The 15,046-nt window shown below is 54.2% G+C and carries 15 protein-coding genes and 1 pseudogene; 3 read left to right on the top strand and 13 right to left on the bottom strand.

Annotated elements, in window-relative coordinates; genetic code table 11:
• Window positions 1–3: 3 nt before the first annotated feature.
• Both PFRI_RS17385 and PFRI_RS17390 read right to left on the bottom strand, forming a co-directional pair.
• Window positions 4–1,614, bottom strand: a complete 1,611-nt coding sequence (locus PFRI_RS17385) for an alkaline phosphatase family protein (protein WP_072631971.1) — start codon at window positions 1,612–1,614, stop codon at window positions 4–6.
• Window positions 1,615–1,644: 30 nt separating this feature from the next.
• Complete coding sequence (locus tag PFRI_RS17390; RefSeq protein ID WP_072631972.1) at window positions 1,645–2,334, bottom strand: glutathione S-transferase family protein; 690 nt, start codon at window positions 2,332–2,334, stop codon at window positions 1,645–1,647.
• 127 nt (window positions 2,335–2,461) lie between these two features.
• Here PFRI_RS17390 and PFRI_RS17395 point away from each other — a divergent pair, with 127 nt between their 5' ends.
• Together PFRI_RS17395 and PFRI_RS17400 are read left to right on the top strand one after the other, a co-directional pair.
• A complete protein-coding gene (locus PFRI_RS17395; protein ID WP_072631973.1) occupies window positions 2,462–3,505 on the top strand; it encodes a TAXI family TRAP transporter solute-binding subunit in 1,044 nt (347 codons plus the stop codon).
• Between the two features lie 61 nt (window positions 3,506–3,566).
• A complete protein-coding gene (locus PFRI_RS17400) occupies window positions 3,567–5,909 on the top strand; it encodes a TRAP transporter permease (RefSeq protein WP_072631974.1) in 2,343 nt (780 codons plus the stop codon).
• Here the strand turns inward: PFRI_RS17400 and PFRI_RS17405 are convergent.
• Entirely contained in the window at window positions 5,901–7,037 is a 1,137-nt protein-coding gene (locus PFRI_RS17405; RefSeq protein ID WP_072631975.1) for an NAD(P)/FAD-dependent oxidoreductase, read from the bottom strand. The genes PFRI_RS17400 and PFRI_RS17405 overlap by 9 nt on opposite strands.
• Window positions 7,038–7,180: 143 nt before the next feature.
• On the opposite strand from PFRI_RS17405, the gene PFRI_RS17410 reads away from it, so the two are divergent.
• Entirely contained in the window at window positions 7,181–8,068 is an 888-nt protein-coding gene (locus PFRI_RS17410) for an NAD-dependent epimerase/dehydratase family protein (RefSeq protein WP_072631976.1), read from the top strand.
• Here PFRI_RS17410 and PFRI_RS17415 read toward each other — a convergent pair.
• From PFRI_RS17415 to PFRI_RS21995, 10 genes and pseudogenes are all read right to left on the bottom strand, one after another.
• Window positions 8,065–8,670, bottom strand: a complete 606-nt coding sequence (locus PFRI_RS17415; protein ID WP_072631977.1) for a nucleoside/nucleotide kinase family protein — start codon at window positions 8,668–8,670, stop codon at window positions 8,065–8,067. The genes PFRI_RS17410 and PFRI_RS17415 overlap by 4 nt on opposite strands.
• Before the next feature lie 34 nt (window positions 8,671–8,704).
• The gene (gene argE, locus PFRI_RS17420; RefSeq protein WP_072631978.1) at window positions 8,705–9,862 is read right to left on the bottom strand and encodes an acetylornithine deacetylase; all 1,158 of its coding nucleotides are present in this window, start codon (window positions 9,860–9,862) and stop codon (window positions 8,705–8,707) included.
• Between the two features lie 3 nt (window positions 9,863–9,865).
• Complete coding sequence (locus PFRI_RS17425) at window positions 9,866–11,047, bottom strand: M24 family metallopeptidase (protein ID WP_072631979.1); 1,182 nt, start codon at window positions 11,045–11,047, stop codon at window positions 9,866–9,868.
• A gap of 9 nt (window positions 11,048–11,056) precedes the next feature.
• The gene (locus PFRI_RS17430) at window positions 11,057–12,430 is read right to left on the bottom strand and encodes an aspartate aminotransferase family protein (RefSeq protein ID WP_072631980.1); all 1,374 of its coding nucleotides are present in this window, start codon (window positions 12,428–12,430) and stop codon (window positions 11,057–11,059) included.
• Between the two features lie 170 nt (window positions 12,431–12,600).
• The gene (locus PFRI_RS17435) at window positions 12,601–12,795 is read right to left on the bottom strand and encodes a universal stress protein (protein WP_072631981.1); all 195 of its coding nucleotides are present in this window, start codon (window positions 12,793–12,795) and stop codon (window positions 12,601–12,603) included.
• A 166-nt stretch (window positions 12,796–12,961) separates the two neighbouring features.
• The gene (locus tag PFRI_RS17440; protein ID WP_072631982.1) at window positions 12,962–13,165 is read right to left on the bottom strand and encodes a hypothetical protein; all 204 of its coding nucleotides are present in this window, start codon (window positions 13,163–13,165) and stop codon (window positions 12,962–12,964) included.
• Between the two features lie 148 nt (window positions 13,166–13,313).
• A complete protein-coding gene (locus PFRI_RS17445) occupies window positions 13,314–13,574 on the bottom strand; it encodes a MurR/RpiR family transcriptional regulator (protein WP_139292139.1) in 261 nt (86 codons plus the stop codon).
• Between the two features lie 227 nt (window positions 13,575–13,801).
• Window positions 13,802–14,122, bottom strand: coding sequence for a Hint domain-containing protein (locus PFRI_RS21990; RefSeq protein ID WP_170124833.1), 321 nt, complete (start codon window positions 14,120–14,122; stop codon window positions 13,802–13,804).
• Window positions 14,123–14,278: 156 nt separating this feature from the next.
• Window positions 14,279–14,869 (bottom strand): calcium-binding protein, encoded by a 591-nt coding sequence (locus PFRI_RS21875; RefSeq protein WP_273529369.1) that lies wholly within the window; start codon window positions 14,867–14,869, stop codon window positions 14,279–14,281.
• Window positions 14,849–14,980, bottom strand: a pseudogene (locus tag PFRI_RS21995) (hypothetical protein); the annotation flags it as partial. The gene PFRI_RS21875 and the pseudogene PFRI_RS21995, both read right to left, overlap by 21 nt.
• Window positions 14,981–15,046: the final 66 nt, after the last annotated feature.

Consider the following 15,046-nt stretch of genomic DNA (forward strand, 5'->3'; position numbering starts at 1 on the left):
GCCCTAAGCGTCAATATGCGGCGGCATTTTAAGGCCTTGGTCTTCAAGCCCGGCCTGATCGATATGCGCGATGTAAATGCCCTCGGGCTCACGATCATCTGTCATCGCCTCAACAATTGCGGCGGGGCGTGTAATGCGCTGATGATGCTGCCGCGTCCAATCAAAATGCAGCTCTTTCAGGCGCGCGACCTGCTCTGTATGCGCCGGATCAGCACCGAGATCGTGCAATTCATCAGGATCATTCTCAAGATCGAACAGCATCGGGCGCATGGTCTCAACATGCACGTATTTCCAGCGCCCATCAAAGACCATCACAAGCCGCGCATCCAATTGATCCACACCAACCATTCGCCGCGCATCGCGGGTTGCATAGTCATACTCAGAAATGCAGTGATCACGCCATTGCACATCTTTGCCATGCAAAAGCGGCTCTAGCGAACGCCCTTCATAGATGTGCGGTTTGGCCGGACCTTCAAAAAAATCCTGGAACGTAGGTGCAAGATCGATCCCCTCAATCAGCGCATCGCTAGACGTGCCGCGCGTGGCATCCGCAGCGGTGCGCGGATCATAAACAATCAGCGGAATGCGCGCCGAGCAATCGTAAAACAGATCCTTCTCACCCAGCCAATGATCGCCCATGTTGTCCCCGTGATCAGAGCAAAACACGACCATCGTGTCCTTCATGCGCCCGCTGGTTTCGAGATATTCAAAGAGCCGCCCGAGATTGTCGTCCAACTCCTTGATCAAGCCCATATAGACCGGTGCCACCATATCCCGCACGTCTTTGCGCGAGAAATTCTCGCAAATGCGGGTCTTTTCCCATTGCTGCATCAATGGATGATCATGCTCATTGTCGCGACGGTTCACGTCAGGCAGATCGTCGGCGGTATACATGTCATTGTAGGGCGCTGGCGCGAGGTAGGGCCAATGTGGCTTGATGTAACTCAGATGGCAGAGCCACGGATCATCGCCCTGCTGCTGCATAAACTCGATCCCGCGTGTGGTGAGCCAAGCTGTTTCTGAGTGCTCTTTGGGAACGCGCGCAGGCAGCGGGGCCGTCTCTAGCAGCCAACCTGATTTCTTCTTTCCATCCGCACCAATCGCAGTATTTGCCCACTCTTCCCAAGGAGAGTCGCCCCCCATGCCATGCGCGCGCAGATAGGCATCGTAGTCTTCCGCGTGGCGGTTCTTGTAAGTCACCGCATTGGTGCCATCATCGCGCACGAAGACCTCGAAACCACCTTCGCTTACCAACGAACCAATCTTGCTGTCGGGATCAATTCCAAGACGGCGCATCCCATCCACATCCGCTGTCATATGCGTTTTGCCGACAAGCGAGCTGGTGACGCCAATCTCACGTAGATGATCTCCTAATGTCGGCGTGCCCACAGGCAGAGGAAAGCCATTCCACGTCGCACCGTGCGAGCGCGGGTAACGCCCCGTGTAAAAGCTCATTCTTGAGGGACCACAGATCGGCGATTGCACGTAGGTTTTATTAAACCGCACGCCTTTTGCGGCGAGATTGTCGATATTGGGCGTGTCGATATGCTTGGCACCATAGCAACTGAGGTAGTCCCAACGCAGTTGATCCGCCATTATCCAAAGTACATTCATTTCTCTTTGTTCCTTCGACATTCTCGCAACTTAGTGCGGCGCTTTATAGAGCCCCTGAGACTTAAGCAGTTCCACATTCATCGCCTCACGCGCCAGAACACGTTGCACCGCAGGGCGCGCGTTCATCAAGTCACAATGCGCGCGGATGTTCGGGAAATCATCCTGCTCAAAACCAATCCCGGTGATACGTGACCACACCCAAAAGAGATACCCATCCACCACAGACCATTGATCGCCATACCACCAAGGGCCATTCTCAAGACGCGCGTTGACCATTGCCATGACGACCCGCATATCTTTGGTCGCTTTAGGGCGCACAATTTCAAAAGAAAGCTCTGCGTCATCGATGAATTTTAACGGCATCGCGACACGTGTGACGAGCGGATGCACGGTTGCGGAAAAGAACGACAGATCAGCGGTTTGATAGTAAGCTTCAATGGTGCTGTTTGGTTTTGGCAAAAGATGAGCCTTGGGAAAAGTGGCATTCAGCCAGCTCAAGATCGCCACGTTTTCCGTCAAAGGCGCGCCCTCAATGAGCAAAACAGGCACTTTGCCTTTTGGGTTAATCTTTAAATACTCCGGCGAGTTTTGCTGGTTTGCCATGACACTGACCAACTCTGTCTCGAACGGTAGGCCGATCTCTTCCAAGGCGATGGTCGGCACGCGCGCGCAACTGTTTGGAGAGACAAAAAGCTTCAGTTCAGGCGCCGCATCAGACATCGAAGACTCCAATTATCGATTTTTTTTCTTTTATATCGGTTAAAACGACATAAACTAGAGTGAAGCGCAAAGTAAAAAGGCGCAGCTCAACAGAACCAATAAAATCACCATCTAGGGAGATCACATCATGTCATCAAAATTCTTCGCGGCTGTCACCGCGACATTTCTTTTAGCAAGCGGCGCGCATGCGCAGAGCATTTTGACAGCTGAAACAGCCGCGCCAAACACAACCCCCGGTATCTCGATCATTTCGCTGTCCGAAGCTGCCGCCAAAGAAGGCGTCGCAGACATTCAGGTCACGTCTGGCCAAACGCTTACAAACTCTGTGCAGAACGTGGCAGAGGGAAAATCCGATATCGCAGCGGCACCCTACATCCTGCCGTTCTTGCTCTCACGCGGCGTCGGTCCTTATGCCAAGCTTGGTAAAGACACTGGCGCAGAGCTCGCAGGAAACCTTGTAGCGCTCTATACCTATCGCATCTCTGTTCAGGGCCTTTTCGCCTATGACAGCGCAGGCATCGGCGGCTGGGACGGGCTTGAAGGCAAGACAATCTTTAACGGTCCCCCACGCGGAGCGGCACTGACCAACGCACGTTTGTTGATCAAAACCAACGCAGGTCTGGATGAGGGCACAGGATACACAGGCATTCAGGTAAACTGGGGCCAAGCGGTGAAAACGATCCAGGACGGATCGGCTGATGCGTTTGTTTTGCCAATGGCTTTCCCAGACCCACGTGTCACCGCGGGTCTTTCGTCTGGCAAGATGAGCATCTTTTCGGTGTCTAAAGAGATCTACGAGAGCGATGCTTTTGCCAATGTCGCCAAACTTCCGGGCACAGTTTCCTTTTCCATACCTGTCGCAGAAATGGGCTATGGCGAAGGTATCACAATCGTCTCAGAGGACGACACATTCCGTGGTCCTGCAACGGTCGGCGCGGATATCGTCAACGTGAACATGGACTTCGATTTGGCCAAGTCACTCACTGCGGCGTTCATTAAGAACATCGAGCCGATCTATCACGCGAAAGCGCCGTTCATGCCGGGCACGTGGCACGGCGAAGTTGATCCAGCGATCACCGATATGTGTGGCAACAACCCAATCAAATACCACCCCGGCGCGGTCGCCGCATGGGAAGACGCGGGTTACACGATCCCTGATTGCGCCAAGTAAAACTGCGCAATCTGTGGCCGAGCCTTTCTAGCGCTCGGCCTTTTTCTATTGAGGGCCTGCCATGTCGAGCATTGATCCAAGCGCCAAAGCGCCACGTAGTTTTGCGCTTCTGCTACTCTATGCGCTTTCGCTGGGCATGGTGATCATAGGCTTGCTCAACTCCACCCCCGGCATTCCTGGATATGACGACTTGGCAGCATCCCTTTGGGGGCAAAGCGGTGTCAAGTTTCGCAAGTTCCCGTTCGAGTGGTTTTACCCGTTTTTCTTTGCTCTGATGATGCTCATTGTTGCGCTGAAACACTCTATGTGGCGCGATTGGAAAGACCGCTCACCCGCGAGGCGCGGTTTTGGTTTGGCGCTCGACATTGCTTTGGTGGCGATGGCGGTAACGATCTCGCTGACCTATCTGATCGAAATTGAATCCGTCTGCTTGATCGACCGCATCACTGGCGAGCGTGCCCGATTGATCGCTGAAAGCCTAGCTGCCGCGAATGAGTTCAACGAAAGCCTTGGTTTGCCGCCTGTGACGACTGTGGAAAACCCCCAATGCGTAAACACGACGGGCGGTTGGTTGGTGCTGATCGTTGGCCTCGCGATTGTTGTGTTTCTGTCCTACAACGTCAAAGTCTGGGGCCTGCCACTGGTGATCGTTGCGATCCTGATTGCAGCATACACGATTATCACAGTGCTGGTTTGGTACGTCTACGGCGCTGAAGATATAAACAAATATTTCGTGACCAAGCTCGCGGGTGAACCGCGCATGCTCAGCGATGGCAGACCGCGTGTGCACGATGTGTTGGTGAATAATTCCTCGGGTCTGCTGGGCCGCTTCATGGACATCGTCCTGAACACAATCTTTCCCTACCTCGTGCTTGGCTCGCTCTTTGGCAGTTCCGCAGGAGGGCGTTCCTTGATCAAACTCGCCTTCCGATGGACGCGCCATTTGCGCGGTGGTCCTGCGCATGCTGCAATCATTTCGTCGGCGATGTTTGGCACCATTTCGGGTGGCCCGATTGTTAACGTGCTCTCGACCGGTGTGCTTACCATTCCTATGATGCTCAAACGGGGTTTCTCCAAAGTCTTCGCCGGCGGGGTCGAGGCGGCTGCCTCCTCCGGTGGGTCCATCATGCCCCCTGTGATGGGCGTCGCGGCATTCGTGCTCGCCTCGCTCACATCTGTGCCCTATTCGAGCGTGATCATGGCAGCCGTAATCCCCGCGATTGCTTACTTTTTCTGCCTTTTCCTGTCGGCGATGTTCCAATCGCGCAAACAGGGTATCGAAGCGATTGGTGAACTAACCGACGACATGGTGCTTGAGCGTCAAGACGGGTGGAACTTGATGATGATCTTCGGGCCCATCTTCTTGATCCTCACGTTGCTGCTAACGCCAAAGGACGCGGTCGGCTGTGGCTTGCTAGATGGGTTATTTGGCGCGGAACGCACGTTCACAGATGCGGGGTGCTCTGTTCAAAGCCTAAGTTGGTTCCAACAAGCTATCCAGAATTCCGCAGGTTCAGCCGGATCAGCGGGTTGGTGGGCAGTGATGCTTTTGCTCGCGCTCTTGTTCTTGGACCCCGACGTTCGCGCGAAACCGCGCAAGATTGTTGATGCGCTCGCGGACGCAGGCATCCTGATCTCGACGCTTTATCTGATGTTCCTCGCGGTTTCGATCATCGACTTTTGCCTCTCTTTCACGGGGCTACCTGTCTTTCTGTCCCTTGATGTTCTGGCTTGGCTCAACAGCTTGAGCCTTGGCGGTGGCGGGTCGTATTTCTTGCAATTCATCGCCCTTTTGATGACGATGTTCTTAGCCGTCCTGCTCGGCATGGGCATGCCTGCTGTGCCTGCCTACATCAACGCAGCTTTGCTGATGAGCCCCGTGCTTGCGGGGTTAGGTTTGTCCCTGTTCACCGCACATATGTTTATCTTTTACTTTGCTGTCGCATCCGCCATCACGCCCCCTGTCGCGCTCGCTGCATTCGCGGCGGCGACCATCACCAAGGCCGAGCCAATGTCGACGGCAGTGTCGGCAGTGAAGTCGGGGATCGTAATGTTTATTGTACCGTTCATATTTGCATTCTATCCCGAGCTTTTGCTCATCCCGCAAGCGGTCATCGACCCGCAAGCCTCTGGAGGCGCGCAATATTTGGATGGGTATGACGGTCAAACGTATCTGGGTGCATTGGCGCTTTTGCTCGCGCGTTTGGTCGTCGCGCTTTACCTAATTTCATCGGCTCTCGCTGGTTTTGACAAACGCAAACTAGCGCCTTGGGAAGTTGCCATGCGCCTTGCCTTGGCCGTTCTCGTCATGATGAAAGCAGAGCTTTTGTGGATGCCAGCCATCACAGTTACCCTCTTGGCAATCTGGTGGCACAGACGCGCTGAGCGACCTGCGTTAGCCTAACAAACCAGCGCGGTTTGGTTTGAGAGTGGCGGGATCAAGCCCTTCATCAAGGATATGTTGCGGCACCTCTAAGCCCAAGATTTCCGCCGCCGCATACTGGGCCAAAGCAGGTGCGGATTGGATGCCGTAACCGCCCTGCCCTGCGAGCCAATAGAACCCTTCAACTTGCGCTGAAAACCCCGCAACCGGACATTTATCAGCGACAAAGCTACGCAAACCGGCCCAAGACCGCTCGATCCGGCGCACTGATATGTCAAATGCCTGCTCGATCCGGTCAACGCAAATCGCGATGTCCATCTCATCGGGTTGCACATCGCATGGGCTTTCAGGGTCTTCATTTGCTGGGGAAATGAGCAGTTTTCCAGCTTCGGGTTTGAGGTAGAACTGCTCTTGCACATCCACGGTCAAAGGCAGCACGCTGATATCACACCCCTCCGGCGCATCTACGATCACCGCCGTTCGACGTTTGGGTATCAAACCAATACGCTCTGCCCCTGCCATGTCGCCCAAAACATCCGCCCAAGCGCCGCCAGCATTGACCACAATCGCGGCGTCAATCTCGCCTTGAGCGGTGCAAAGCGTCCAGCCCTTCGACGTTTTGTTGATCGATTTAACCGCTGAGTTGGTGCGCACAGTGCCTTCGTTCAATTTAAACTGACGCAGATAACCTTGATGCAGCGCAGCGACGTCGATTTCGGAGGTTCCGCTATCCCAAAGCCCCGCAACCGCGTAGCCATCTTTCAAAAGCGGCACGCGTGATTGCAGCAGCTCTTGATCAAGGCGCGTGACCGTTCGAGCATCGCCAAGTTCGGTTTGCAAATGGGCCAAATCGCCTAGCTGATCTTCACGCGCAAGAAAACACGCATTTCGGACACTGAGCAAAGCGTTGCTCGTAAATCCATCCGGTGGCGTATTGAAAAATCCGAGCGATGCGCGCGTCAGTGCACGGATCGGTTCAGGCCCGTAGACAGGCGAATATATCGCGGCAGATCGCCCTGTGGTGTGGTAGCCGGGTTGGCTTTCCATCTCTAACAATGCGATGCGTACACCCCTTTGCGCTAAGTTGGCAGCAACCGACGCCCCTGCAATGCCTGCGCCAATCACGGCTATATCGTAAGTTTCGCGCACGCTTTGCCCCTTTTGTTTGATGGCATTAAGTCGCCAGGGTCAAAGAATTGCAAGCTCATCTCAGCACGTGCGCCCATAAAATGGACCTTGCCAAAATGCCTTGTCGCATCTCTAGTCATCGCTAGAAAAAAAGGAGACACAACATGCGCATTCTATTCACTGGCGGATCTGGGAAAGCGGGTAAACACGCGGTTGCCTACCTTGTGGCGCAAGGACATCGGGTGTTGAATGTGGACAAGGTTTTGCTTGACAATCCCCACATAGACAACCGCATCGCAGACATCAACGATGCTGGCCAAATGTTTGATATCATGGCAAGTTATGCAGGGTATGACGAATTAGAACCAGGCACAGGTGTGCCAAAGTTCGACGCAGTTGTTCATTTCGCTGCCGTTCCGCGCATGTTGATGATGTCTGATAATGAATGCTATCGCGTGAACACATTGGGCACCTATAATGTCATTGATGCCGCAGTAAAATTTGGCGTGCGCAAGATTATTTTTGCATCGTCCGAAACAACTTATGGCGTTTGTTTCGCCGACGGAGAGCGCAAGCCAGAATACTTGCCCATCGACGAAGAGCATCCTGTTATTCCAGAGGACAGCTACGCCATGTCAAAGGTCGTAAACGAAGTGACTGCGCGTAGTTTTCAGCGCCGCTCAGGCTTTGATATTTACGGCATCCGCATAAACAATGTGGTCGAGCCACATGAATACGAACAAGATTTCCCAACCTACTTCGCCAACCCCGACATGCGTCGCCGCAATATTTTTGCCTACATCGATGCACGCGATTTAGGCCAGCTGGTGGACAAATGTCTCGCGATAAACGGGCTTGGTTTTCAGATTTTCAATGCTTCCAACGACAACCACTCCGTCGCCAAAACCACGGAAGAATTGATCCAGACCTACTATGCAGGCGTACCAGCCGCAAAAATGGGCGAAGAAGAGACATTTTACTCCAACAAAAAGGCCAAAGACCTGCTTGGCTTCGCGCCAGAGCATAATTGGCGGATGTATGTGAAAGCCTAGCTCTGACTTAGCACGAGATCCGCCTGTGTAGAATGTTCCCGCATATAAAGCGCGTTCGGCAGGTCATTGCCCTGCACACGCGCGATTGCTTCTTTTTGAGAGTGGCCATGTGTCAACCAACGTTCAACTAGGCGGCGCTCTAGCTCTTGCGGCGTCACGTCCAGCATGATGCTGAAGTCCCAAAGACCACGCATGCGAGCCCACGGCAGGACATCCAGCAACAGATAATTCCCCTCAATTATGATCGTTTCATCGCTCGCGCGGATGTGTCCGCCATTTGGCACAGCGCGGTCAAGACGACGATCAAATGTCGGAAAACTGATGGTTGTCTCATCGCGAATGGCACGGACAATGCGCTCAAAACCAGCCACTTCAAACGTCTCGGGCGCACCTTTGCGCGCCAAAAGACCGTGTGCCTCCAGATCCGCATTGTCGCGGTGAAACCCATCCATCGGTAGCACCCGTGCTTGAGCAATCTGTTGTTCAAGACTCTCAGCCAAGGTCGATTTACCACTCGCGGGAGGACCCACAATCGCAATAATGCGACGGCTTGCAATCAGTGGCACTTGCTTGATCTTGTTAGCAATACTCTCAAGTTCCATCACATCTTGGCCCTTTGAAATTGACGCGGGGACACTAGGACGCCGCCAGCTTCGCACCAAGCTTTTCTAGCATCGTCAAACACTGATCTAACTGCTCAACCGCAAGGTATTCATCCGCTTTATGCGCTTGCTCGATCGAGCCTGGACCACAGACCACGACATCCATGCCAAGGGTTTGGAAAATACCTGCTTCTGTCCCGAATGGCACCACATCCGCGCTGTTCGCGCCTGTCAATTCCGCCACGATCCGAAGCGCTTCATTGCTGTCCGTCGGGATCAAGCCAGCAACTTCGCCAATCACTTCCGTTTCGATGCTTGCTTTAGGGTGAACACGGCGCATCGCGGGGAGCAAGACATCGTCACAATAGCTGCGCAACGTGTCTTTGACAAAGCGCGCGTCGGCAGCTTGAACTGGGCGCATTTCCCAATCGATTTGAGCTTTGGGAGGGATGACATTGTGCACAGATCCACCGTTCAAGGCACCGATGTTGAGCGTCGTCCAGGGCGGGTCAAAACGGCTATCCTCAGGCGCGCGGGCTTGCAGTTGATCAAGCAGTTCCAACAGTCGCGCGACATAACGCACTGCGTATTCAACAGCATTGACGCCAAGGTCCGGATTGGACCCATGCCCCTCAAGCCCCTGAAACCGTGTGCTATATTCATAGCACCCCTTGTGTCCTTCAATGATGCGCATCGAGGTTGGCTCGCCAATAATGGCAAGGCTGGGCTTGAGGTTGCGCTCTTTCAAACTCTCGGCAAGATGTCCCGCTCCAATGCAGCCTGTCTCTTCATCGTAGGTGAAAGCAAAGTGCAAAGGTCGCGCACGAACCTGTTGGGCGAAGGTCGGTGCCATCGCGAGACAAGCCGCGATAAACCCCTTCATATCGCAAGTCCCACGACCATAAAGATGCCCGTCGCGCTCAACCATTTCGAAGGGGTTACTCGTCCAATCCTGATCGCTCACTGGCACAACATCGCTATGGCCAGACAGAACAATCCCACCGTCGATGTCAGGGCCAAGCGTAGCAAACAGATTGGCTTTGCGACCGCTGTCGTCGTGCATGATTTCCACGCGCGCACCAGCGTCCTCAAAACGAAAGGCTAAATAGTCGATCATCGCCAAATTACTATCCGCCGAGACGGTAGGAAAGGCTATGAGATCGGCCAGAATAGCTTTGGTTGCGTCGATCAAAAATCAGTCTTTCACAAAGAGCTTACGCTCGATATCACAAAGCGTTTCGGCAGCACCTTCTTCGCGAATGAGGATGGTTTCTGTCGTCTCAAGTCCCCATGTGTCCATCCAAAGGGCGGGCATGAAATGGAACGTCATACCTGCTTGTAGAACTGTCTGATCCTCTGAGCGGATCGAGGCCGTGCGCTCGCCCCAATCAGGCGGATAACTGAGACCAATCGCATAGCCCATGCGGCCCGCGCGTTCGATACCGTGCTTGCCCATGACATCCATAAACGCATTGGCGATATCGCAAGTCCGATTGCCCACGCGCGCGGCGTTTAGGCCCGCTTCGATCCCTTCCATCTGGGCCTCTTCCACGCGACGCATGTCATCGGGAGGGGTGCCAAGATAGACGGTTCTGCACAAAGGCGCATGATAGCGGCGATAGCAGCCCGAAAGCTCGAAAAACGTCGCTTCGCCCGTTTTCATCGGCGCGCCGTCCCATGTCAGATGCGCAGCTGTTGCGTCCAAACCGGAAGGCGTGAGCGGCAGGATCGCAGGGTAATCACCCCAATCCTCATCCACGCCCGTGATGCCCACGTGCATAATGTCAGCGACCAGATCATTTTTGCGCACACCGGGCGCAGCACGCTCTATCGCGGTTTGGATGACCTTTTCCGAGATGAGCGCAGCTTTGCGGATAAAGCCAATCTCCGCATCAGATTTCACCAAACGTTGCCAGTTCACCAAGGCCGTCGCATCCACGAGCGTCGCGTTTGGCAGTTCCGTGGTGAGGACCGCGTGTGCTTTGGCAGAATAGTAATAGTTCTCCATCTCGACGCCAATGCGCGCGCGCTCCAAACCCTGTTCTTTTAGACGCTCAGCTAGGTGTTGCATCGGGTGGATTTCTGTCGATTGCACGAAGTGATCGCCGTAGCCGATGATCTGCGCGTGATCCATCCAACAGGTGCGTCGACCACCGAGCATATCCATGTGACGGCCCCACCAAATTGGGGGGCCCTCGGCGGTGACAATGACACCTTGATGTACGTAGAACGACCAGCCGTCATAGCCTGTGAGCCACGCTTGGTTCGAAGGGTCCGTGACAAAAATCGCGTCTAGGCCGGCCTTCGCCATCGCCGTGCGGGTCTTGGCAAGGCGGCTCTCATATTCTGCAATCGCGAAAGGGGCTTTGCTTTGCATGTCCGCCCCCTACCCTAAAACCGCAGTCACAGCGCGCGAAGTTGCGGCAACGACTGTGTCGGCTTCTGCGCGCGTCAGGCAGAAAGGTGGCGCAAACCCGATGATGTCCCCTTGCGGCATAGCGCGTGCAATGACGTTATCTTGTTCAAGCATTTTGGCTGCGATTTGCGGGCCGACCTTGTCAGAGCCGTCAAAAAAGATGCGCATATCTTTATCAGCGACCAACTCCACCGCACAGATCATCCCCTCGCCGCGAATATCGCCGACATTCGGGTGATCGCCAAGGGCCGCGCGCATGGTATCGTTGAGATAGGTCCCAACGCTGCCAGCATTTTCAACAAGGTTCAGAGTGTCGATCAACTGCAAGTTCGCAACTCCAGCAGCAGCACCAATAGGATGCGCCGAGTAGGTCCAACCATGACCAATCGGGCCATTTTCGTCCGTCCCCTGCTCCAGTACTTTCCACATTTTATCAGAAACGATCGAGCCGGACAGAGGCGCGTAAGCCGATGTGAGACCCTTCGCAATCGTGATTAAATCAGGGCGCATGCCATAGTGATCAGAGCCGAACATCGTGCCAAGACGACCAAAACCCGTAACAACCTCATCTGCAATCAAAAGGATGTCGTGCTTCTCCAGTACCGCTTGGATCGCGGGCCAATAGCCAGCGGGTGGCGGCACGATACCGCCTGTTCCAAGAACAGGCTCACCTATGAACGCGGCAATGGTATCGGCACCTTCATGTGCGATTTGCGCTTCCAGTTCTGCAACACAGTATGCGACGAAATCGCTCTCGCTTTGGCTCAGATCATCGCGACGGAAATAATCGGGCGCGACGGTGTGCATCACCTGCGCCAAAGGCAGATCAAACTTCTTGTGAAACAGTTCTAACCCAGTCAGCGAGCCTGTCATCAGACCAGAGCCGTGATAGCCGCGCCAGCGCGAGATAATCTTCTTCTTTTCGGGGCGTCCTAAGATGTTGTTGTAATACCAAATCAGTTTGATGTTGGTCTCATTCGCGTCAGATCCAGACAGGCCGAAATAGACTTTCGACATATGATCCGGCGCGCGGTCCAGCACCATCTTTGCCAGCGTGATTGAGGCTTCGGTGCCGTGCCCGACGTAGGAGTGATAGTAGGCGAGTTCTGTGGCTTGCTCTGCAATCGCCTCTGCAATCTCGGGGCGACCGTAGCCCACATTCACACAATAAAGCCCTGCAAAGGCGTCGAGCATTTTGTTGCCATCACGATCCTCAATGTGGCAACCGTAGCCGGTTTTGATTACACGTTGCTGCAAGTTCCCACGTGCGAATTCCGCGAGATGGGTGGAGGGATGAAAGAAGTTCTCGCGATCCCATTGTTCTAGTTGATCGTTGTGCAGCATGGCTTAACCTCTGTGCGAATGCGGCGCGCCGCGTGTCAAAATAAGGAAGCCAAACGCACACTCAGCAGAACGGCTCCGCCGACCTTATGCAGCAGCGCGCAATGCCTTTATTGCCAAGGTTCACATCATTCAAAGCACGCCTGAGCCTAGCGTGGCAACAAAAATATCGCCTAGCCCGCGCTGCGCACCATTAAAACGGATTGTTTGGAATGGCGCACCACTTTCGCAGCATTCGCCCCGAGCAGGTAGTCACGCAGCTTTGGCTGGTGCGCGCCGATAATGATAACGTCAGCGCCAAGCTTGTCCGCCGTTTCCAGCACGCTGTCATAGACCGTGCCACTCAGCACATGATGCTGCGCGTTCAATCACGACACTGCGATAGCTGCATCGAGTTGTTCCGACGCGGCCGCTTTGTTTTTGGCTTCGAAACGCTCATCTATGTAAGAGCCAACAATCGCCATCCCACATCGAGGATAAGAGTCACCACCTGAATTTCACAATCCCAGCCCTTGGTAAGCAATTTCGCTGCGTTCAAAAGGTTTTGGGCATTCTGTCGTTCTCGACCGCCACAGCTTCGATCTGCGCGAGGGCATCACCGTAAAAATCATAATTGTTGGCGAGTTGCTCGAAGTAGGGCGTCCCGGGGAATGGGTTGTATGCGAACTTGGCCGTGCCGTTGTACGCGTAGAACTGCCAATCGGACTGGGCAACGAATACCGTGCTCTTTGCGCTCACGGTTCACCAACGACAGATCACGCCGCCGAAAGTCATCGTCGCCGCAGCAACAACGCCCACGAGTGTCTTTGTGTATGGCTTTGCACGCACCCTAAATACGATTGGCCAACGAGGCGACCAAGTATGCGCGAAGTGTGTGAGATGTGCTTTAGACTTCTACGGTCTCTCGCGAATAACGCGTGACCGTGATGGCAATGAGAACATTTCCCTCTTTGGCGTCATTGAGATCACCAAGCGCGCTATTTTGATGACGCGGAAAAAGCTGCAAAGTTGGCAAAGCCATGCGCCCGACGTAGCGCAAATAATAGCCAACCGCGTAGCTTGAGCGAACGGCAGTTAGGAAGACCGTATTCGCCTGAACCAACTTATCAACGATTTGCTCAAGCTCCTCGACGCTCTGACGTTCCAAAAAATTTGCAACAATCGACACTATCGGCAGCGTCTTGCCCCAATCCTAGGATCGCGCGCAGGTCAATTGTTCGGCGGCGGTAGCTATCTTCACAGGAACCCTTTGGTGTTAATCCGCCTTTCGCAAATCTCGGCGTTTGAGATACCTACGTGCGGAACGCCATGTGGGCGCTTTGCGGCGCAGCATCCCTTGTGCAAGGTCGAAGAAAATCCCAAAAAACTTGCGCCTCACTTGCGGTGTAAGCGCCGAGAGCGCCATCGGCCCGGGATAAAAGCTCTCGCTCGCGGCACCATTGGCGACAACGATTTGAAGGACTTCAAAAATAAGATGCTCGTAGGTGCTGTTTGCCCTACCAAACCTTGCTCTATCAGAATTGGTTTTAAGTTTGGGGCCGAAGATAGTTCAGCGGCGTCCAGCTTTCGACTTGCAAGCATGACCAGTGGCTGCACACCGTTATCGCGCATCACAATAAGATCACCGGGCCGCAAAAGTCCCGCAGGGCGTTCCCCATTCGCCGTCAAGATCATCGTGTCATGCGCAAAACACACGACGCCTGTGTTGTCAGACCTAAAGCTTTGTCGATTAGCATTTTGAAAGTAATTCCGTCAGACCCAGAAAACTCATCATTGTCCGTGTAGTCCGCACTGTTCGACTGGTTCAAAACGCCATCGTCATCGAAGTCGTCGCGCAATTCTTGCAGGCCGTCATAAAAAGGATGACAGGTCGATGAAATCGCTGTTCGTGCCGTCGCCGTCGCCTATTGCTCCGCTGTTGCCAGCATTGAAATCAGTGATCGTATCACTGCCGTTGCCCACGGTATTAACGAAGCGATCATCACCCGCTCCACCTGTGATAAGCTCCTTGCCCAAACCACCTGAGATCGTGTCATCGCCAGCGCCACCATCGACGCTATCGTTACCTTCTCCATCCGAGATATCACCGCTGCCCGCTCCGGCGAGGATGGTGTCGCCCCCCTGCCCCCCTTTTATCGTATCATCGCCGCCGCGCGCATTGAGCACGAGACCGGTCGCATCTCCTGACGCATCAATACTATCATTGCTGTCCGTCGTGAAAATGCGTTCAATTTCAGTGAACTTGATCGTGTCGTTATTGTCGGTGATGCTACCCGCTTCATTTTGAGAAAATGAAACGGTGATAGGGCCGGAAACCGCACTTAGATCGACGGTATCGAAATCAACATCGGTGGGGTCCGTCGTGCCCTCGCCACCTGTGATGACATCGTTGCCAAAGTTGTCTTCGATGATGAACGTATCCGCATCTGCGCCACCCTCCATAGTATCAGCGCCAGTCCCGCCGCGCAGCGTGTCTTCGTCGCCCGTTGCAACAATGCTGTCGTCGCCTGCGCCACCATCCAGACTATCATCGCCATCGGAGTTCATCAGCGTGTCATTGCCGCTGACCTGCCCCCCGAAACTTCCCTCAGTTTAATGTAGAGTTTGCTCAACCATCGA

Source organism: Planktotalea frisia, from assembly GCF_001890925.1.
GTDB lineage: Bacteria > Pseudomonadota > Alphaproteobacteria > Rhodobacterales > Rhodobacteraceae > Planktotalea > Planktotalea frisia.

Excerpts from the sequence above, each read along its gene's own strand:
- PFRI_RS17385 (WP_072631971.1), bottom strand. The coding sequence starts at position 1,614 with ATGAATGTACTTTGGATAATGGCGGATCAACTGCGTTGGGACTACCTC.
- PFRI_RS17390 (WP_072631972.1), bottom strand. The coding sequence starts at position 2,334 with ATGTCTGATGCGGCGCCTGAACTGAAGCTTTTTGTCTCTCCAAACAGT.
- PFRI_RS17395 (WP_072631973.1), top strand. The coding sequence starts at position 2,462 with ATGTCATCAAAATTCTTCGCGGCTGTCACCGCGACATTTCTTTTAGCA.
- PFRI_RS17400 (WP_072631974.1), top strand. The coding sequence starts at position 3,567 with ATGTCGAGCATTGATCCAAGCGCCAAAGCGCCACGTAGTTTTGCGCTT.
- PFRI_RS17410 (WP_072631976.1), top strand. The coding sequence starts at position 7,181 with ATGCGCATTCTATTCACTGGCGGATCTGGGAAAGCGGGTAAACACGCG.
- PFRI_RS17415 (WP_072631977.1), bottom strand. The coding sequence starts at position 8,670 with ATGGAACTTGAGAGTATTGCTAACAAGATCAAGCAAGTGCCACTGATT.
- PFRI_RS17425 (WP_072631979.1), bottom strand. The coding sequence starts at position 11,047 with ATGCAAAGCAAAGCCCCTTTCGCGATTGCAGAATATGAGAGCCGCCTT.
- PFRI_RS17430 (WP_072631980.1), bottom strand. The coding sequence starts at position 12,430 with ATGCTGCACAACGATCAACTAGAACAATGGGATCGCGAGAACTTCTTT.
- PFRI_RS21875 (WP_273529369.1), bottom strand. The coding sequence starts at position 14,869 with ATGGAGGGTGGCGCAGATGCGGATACGTTCATCATCGAAGACAACTTT.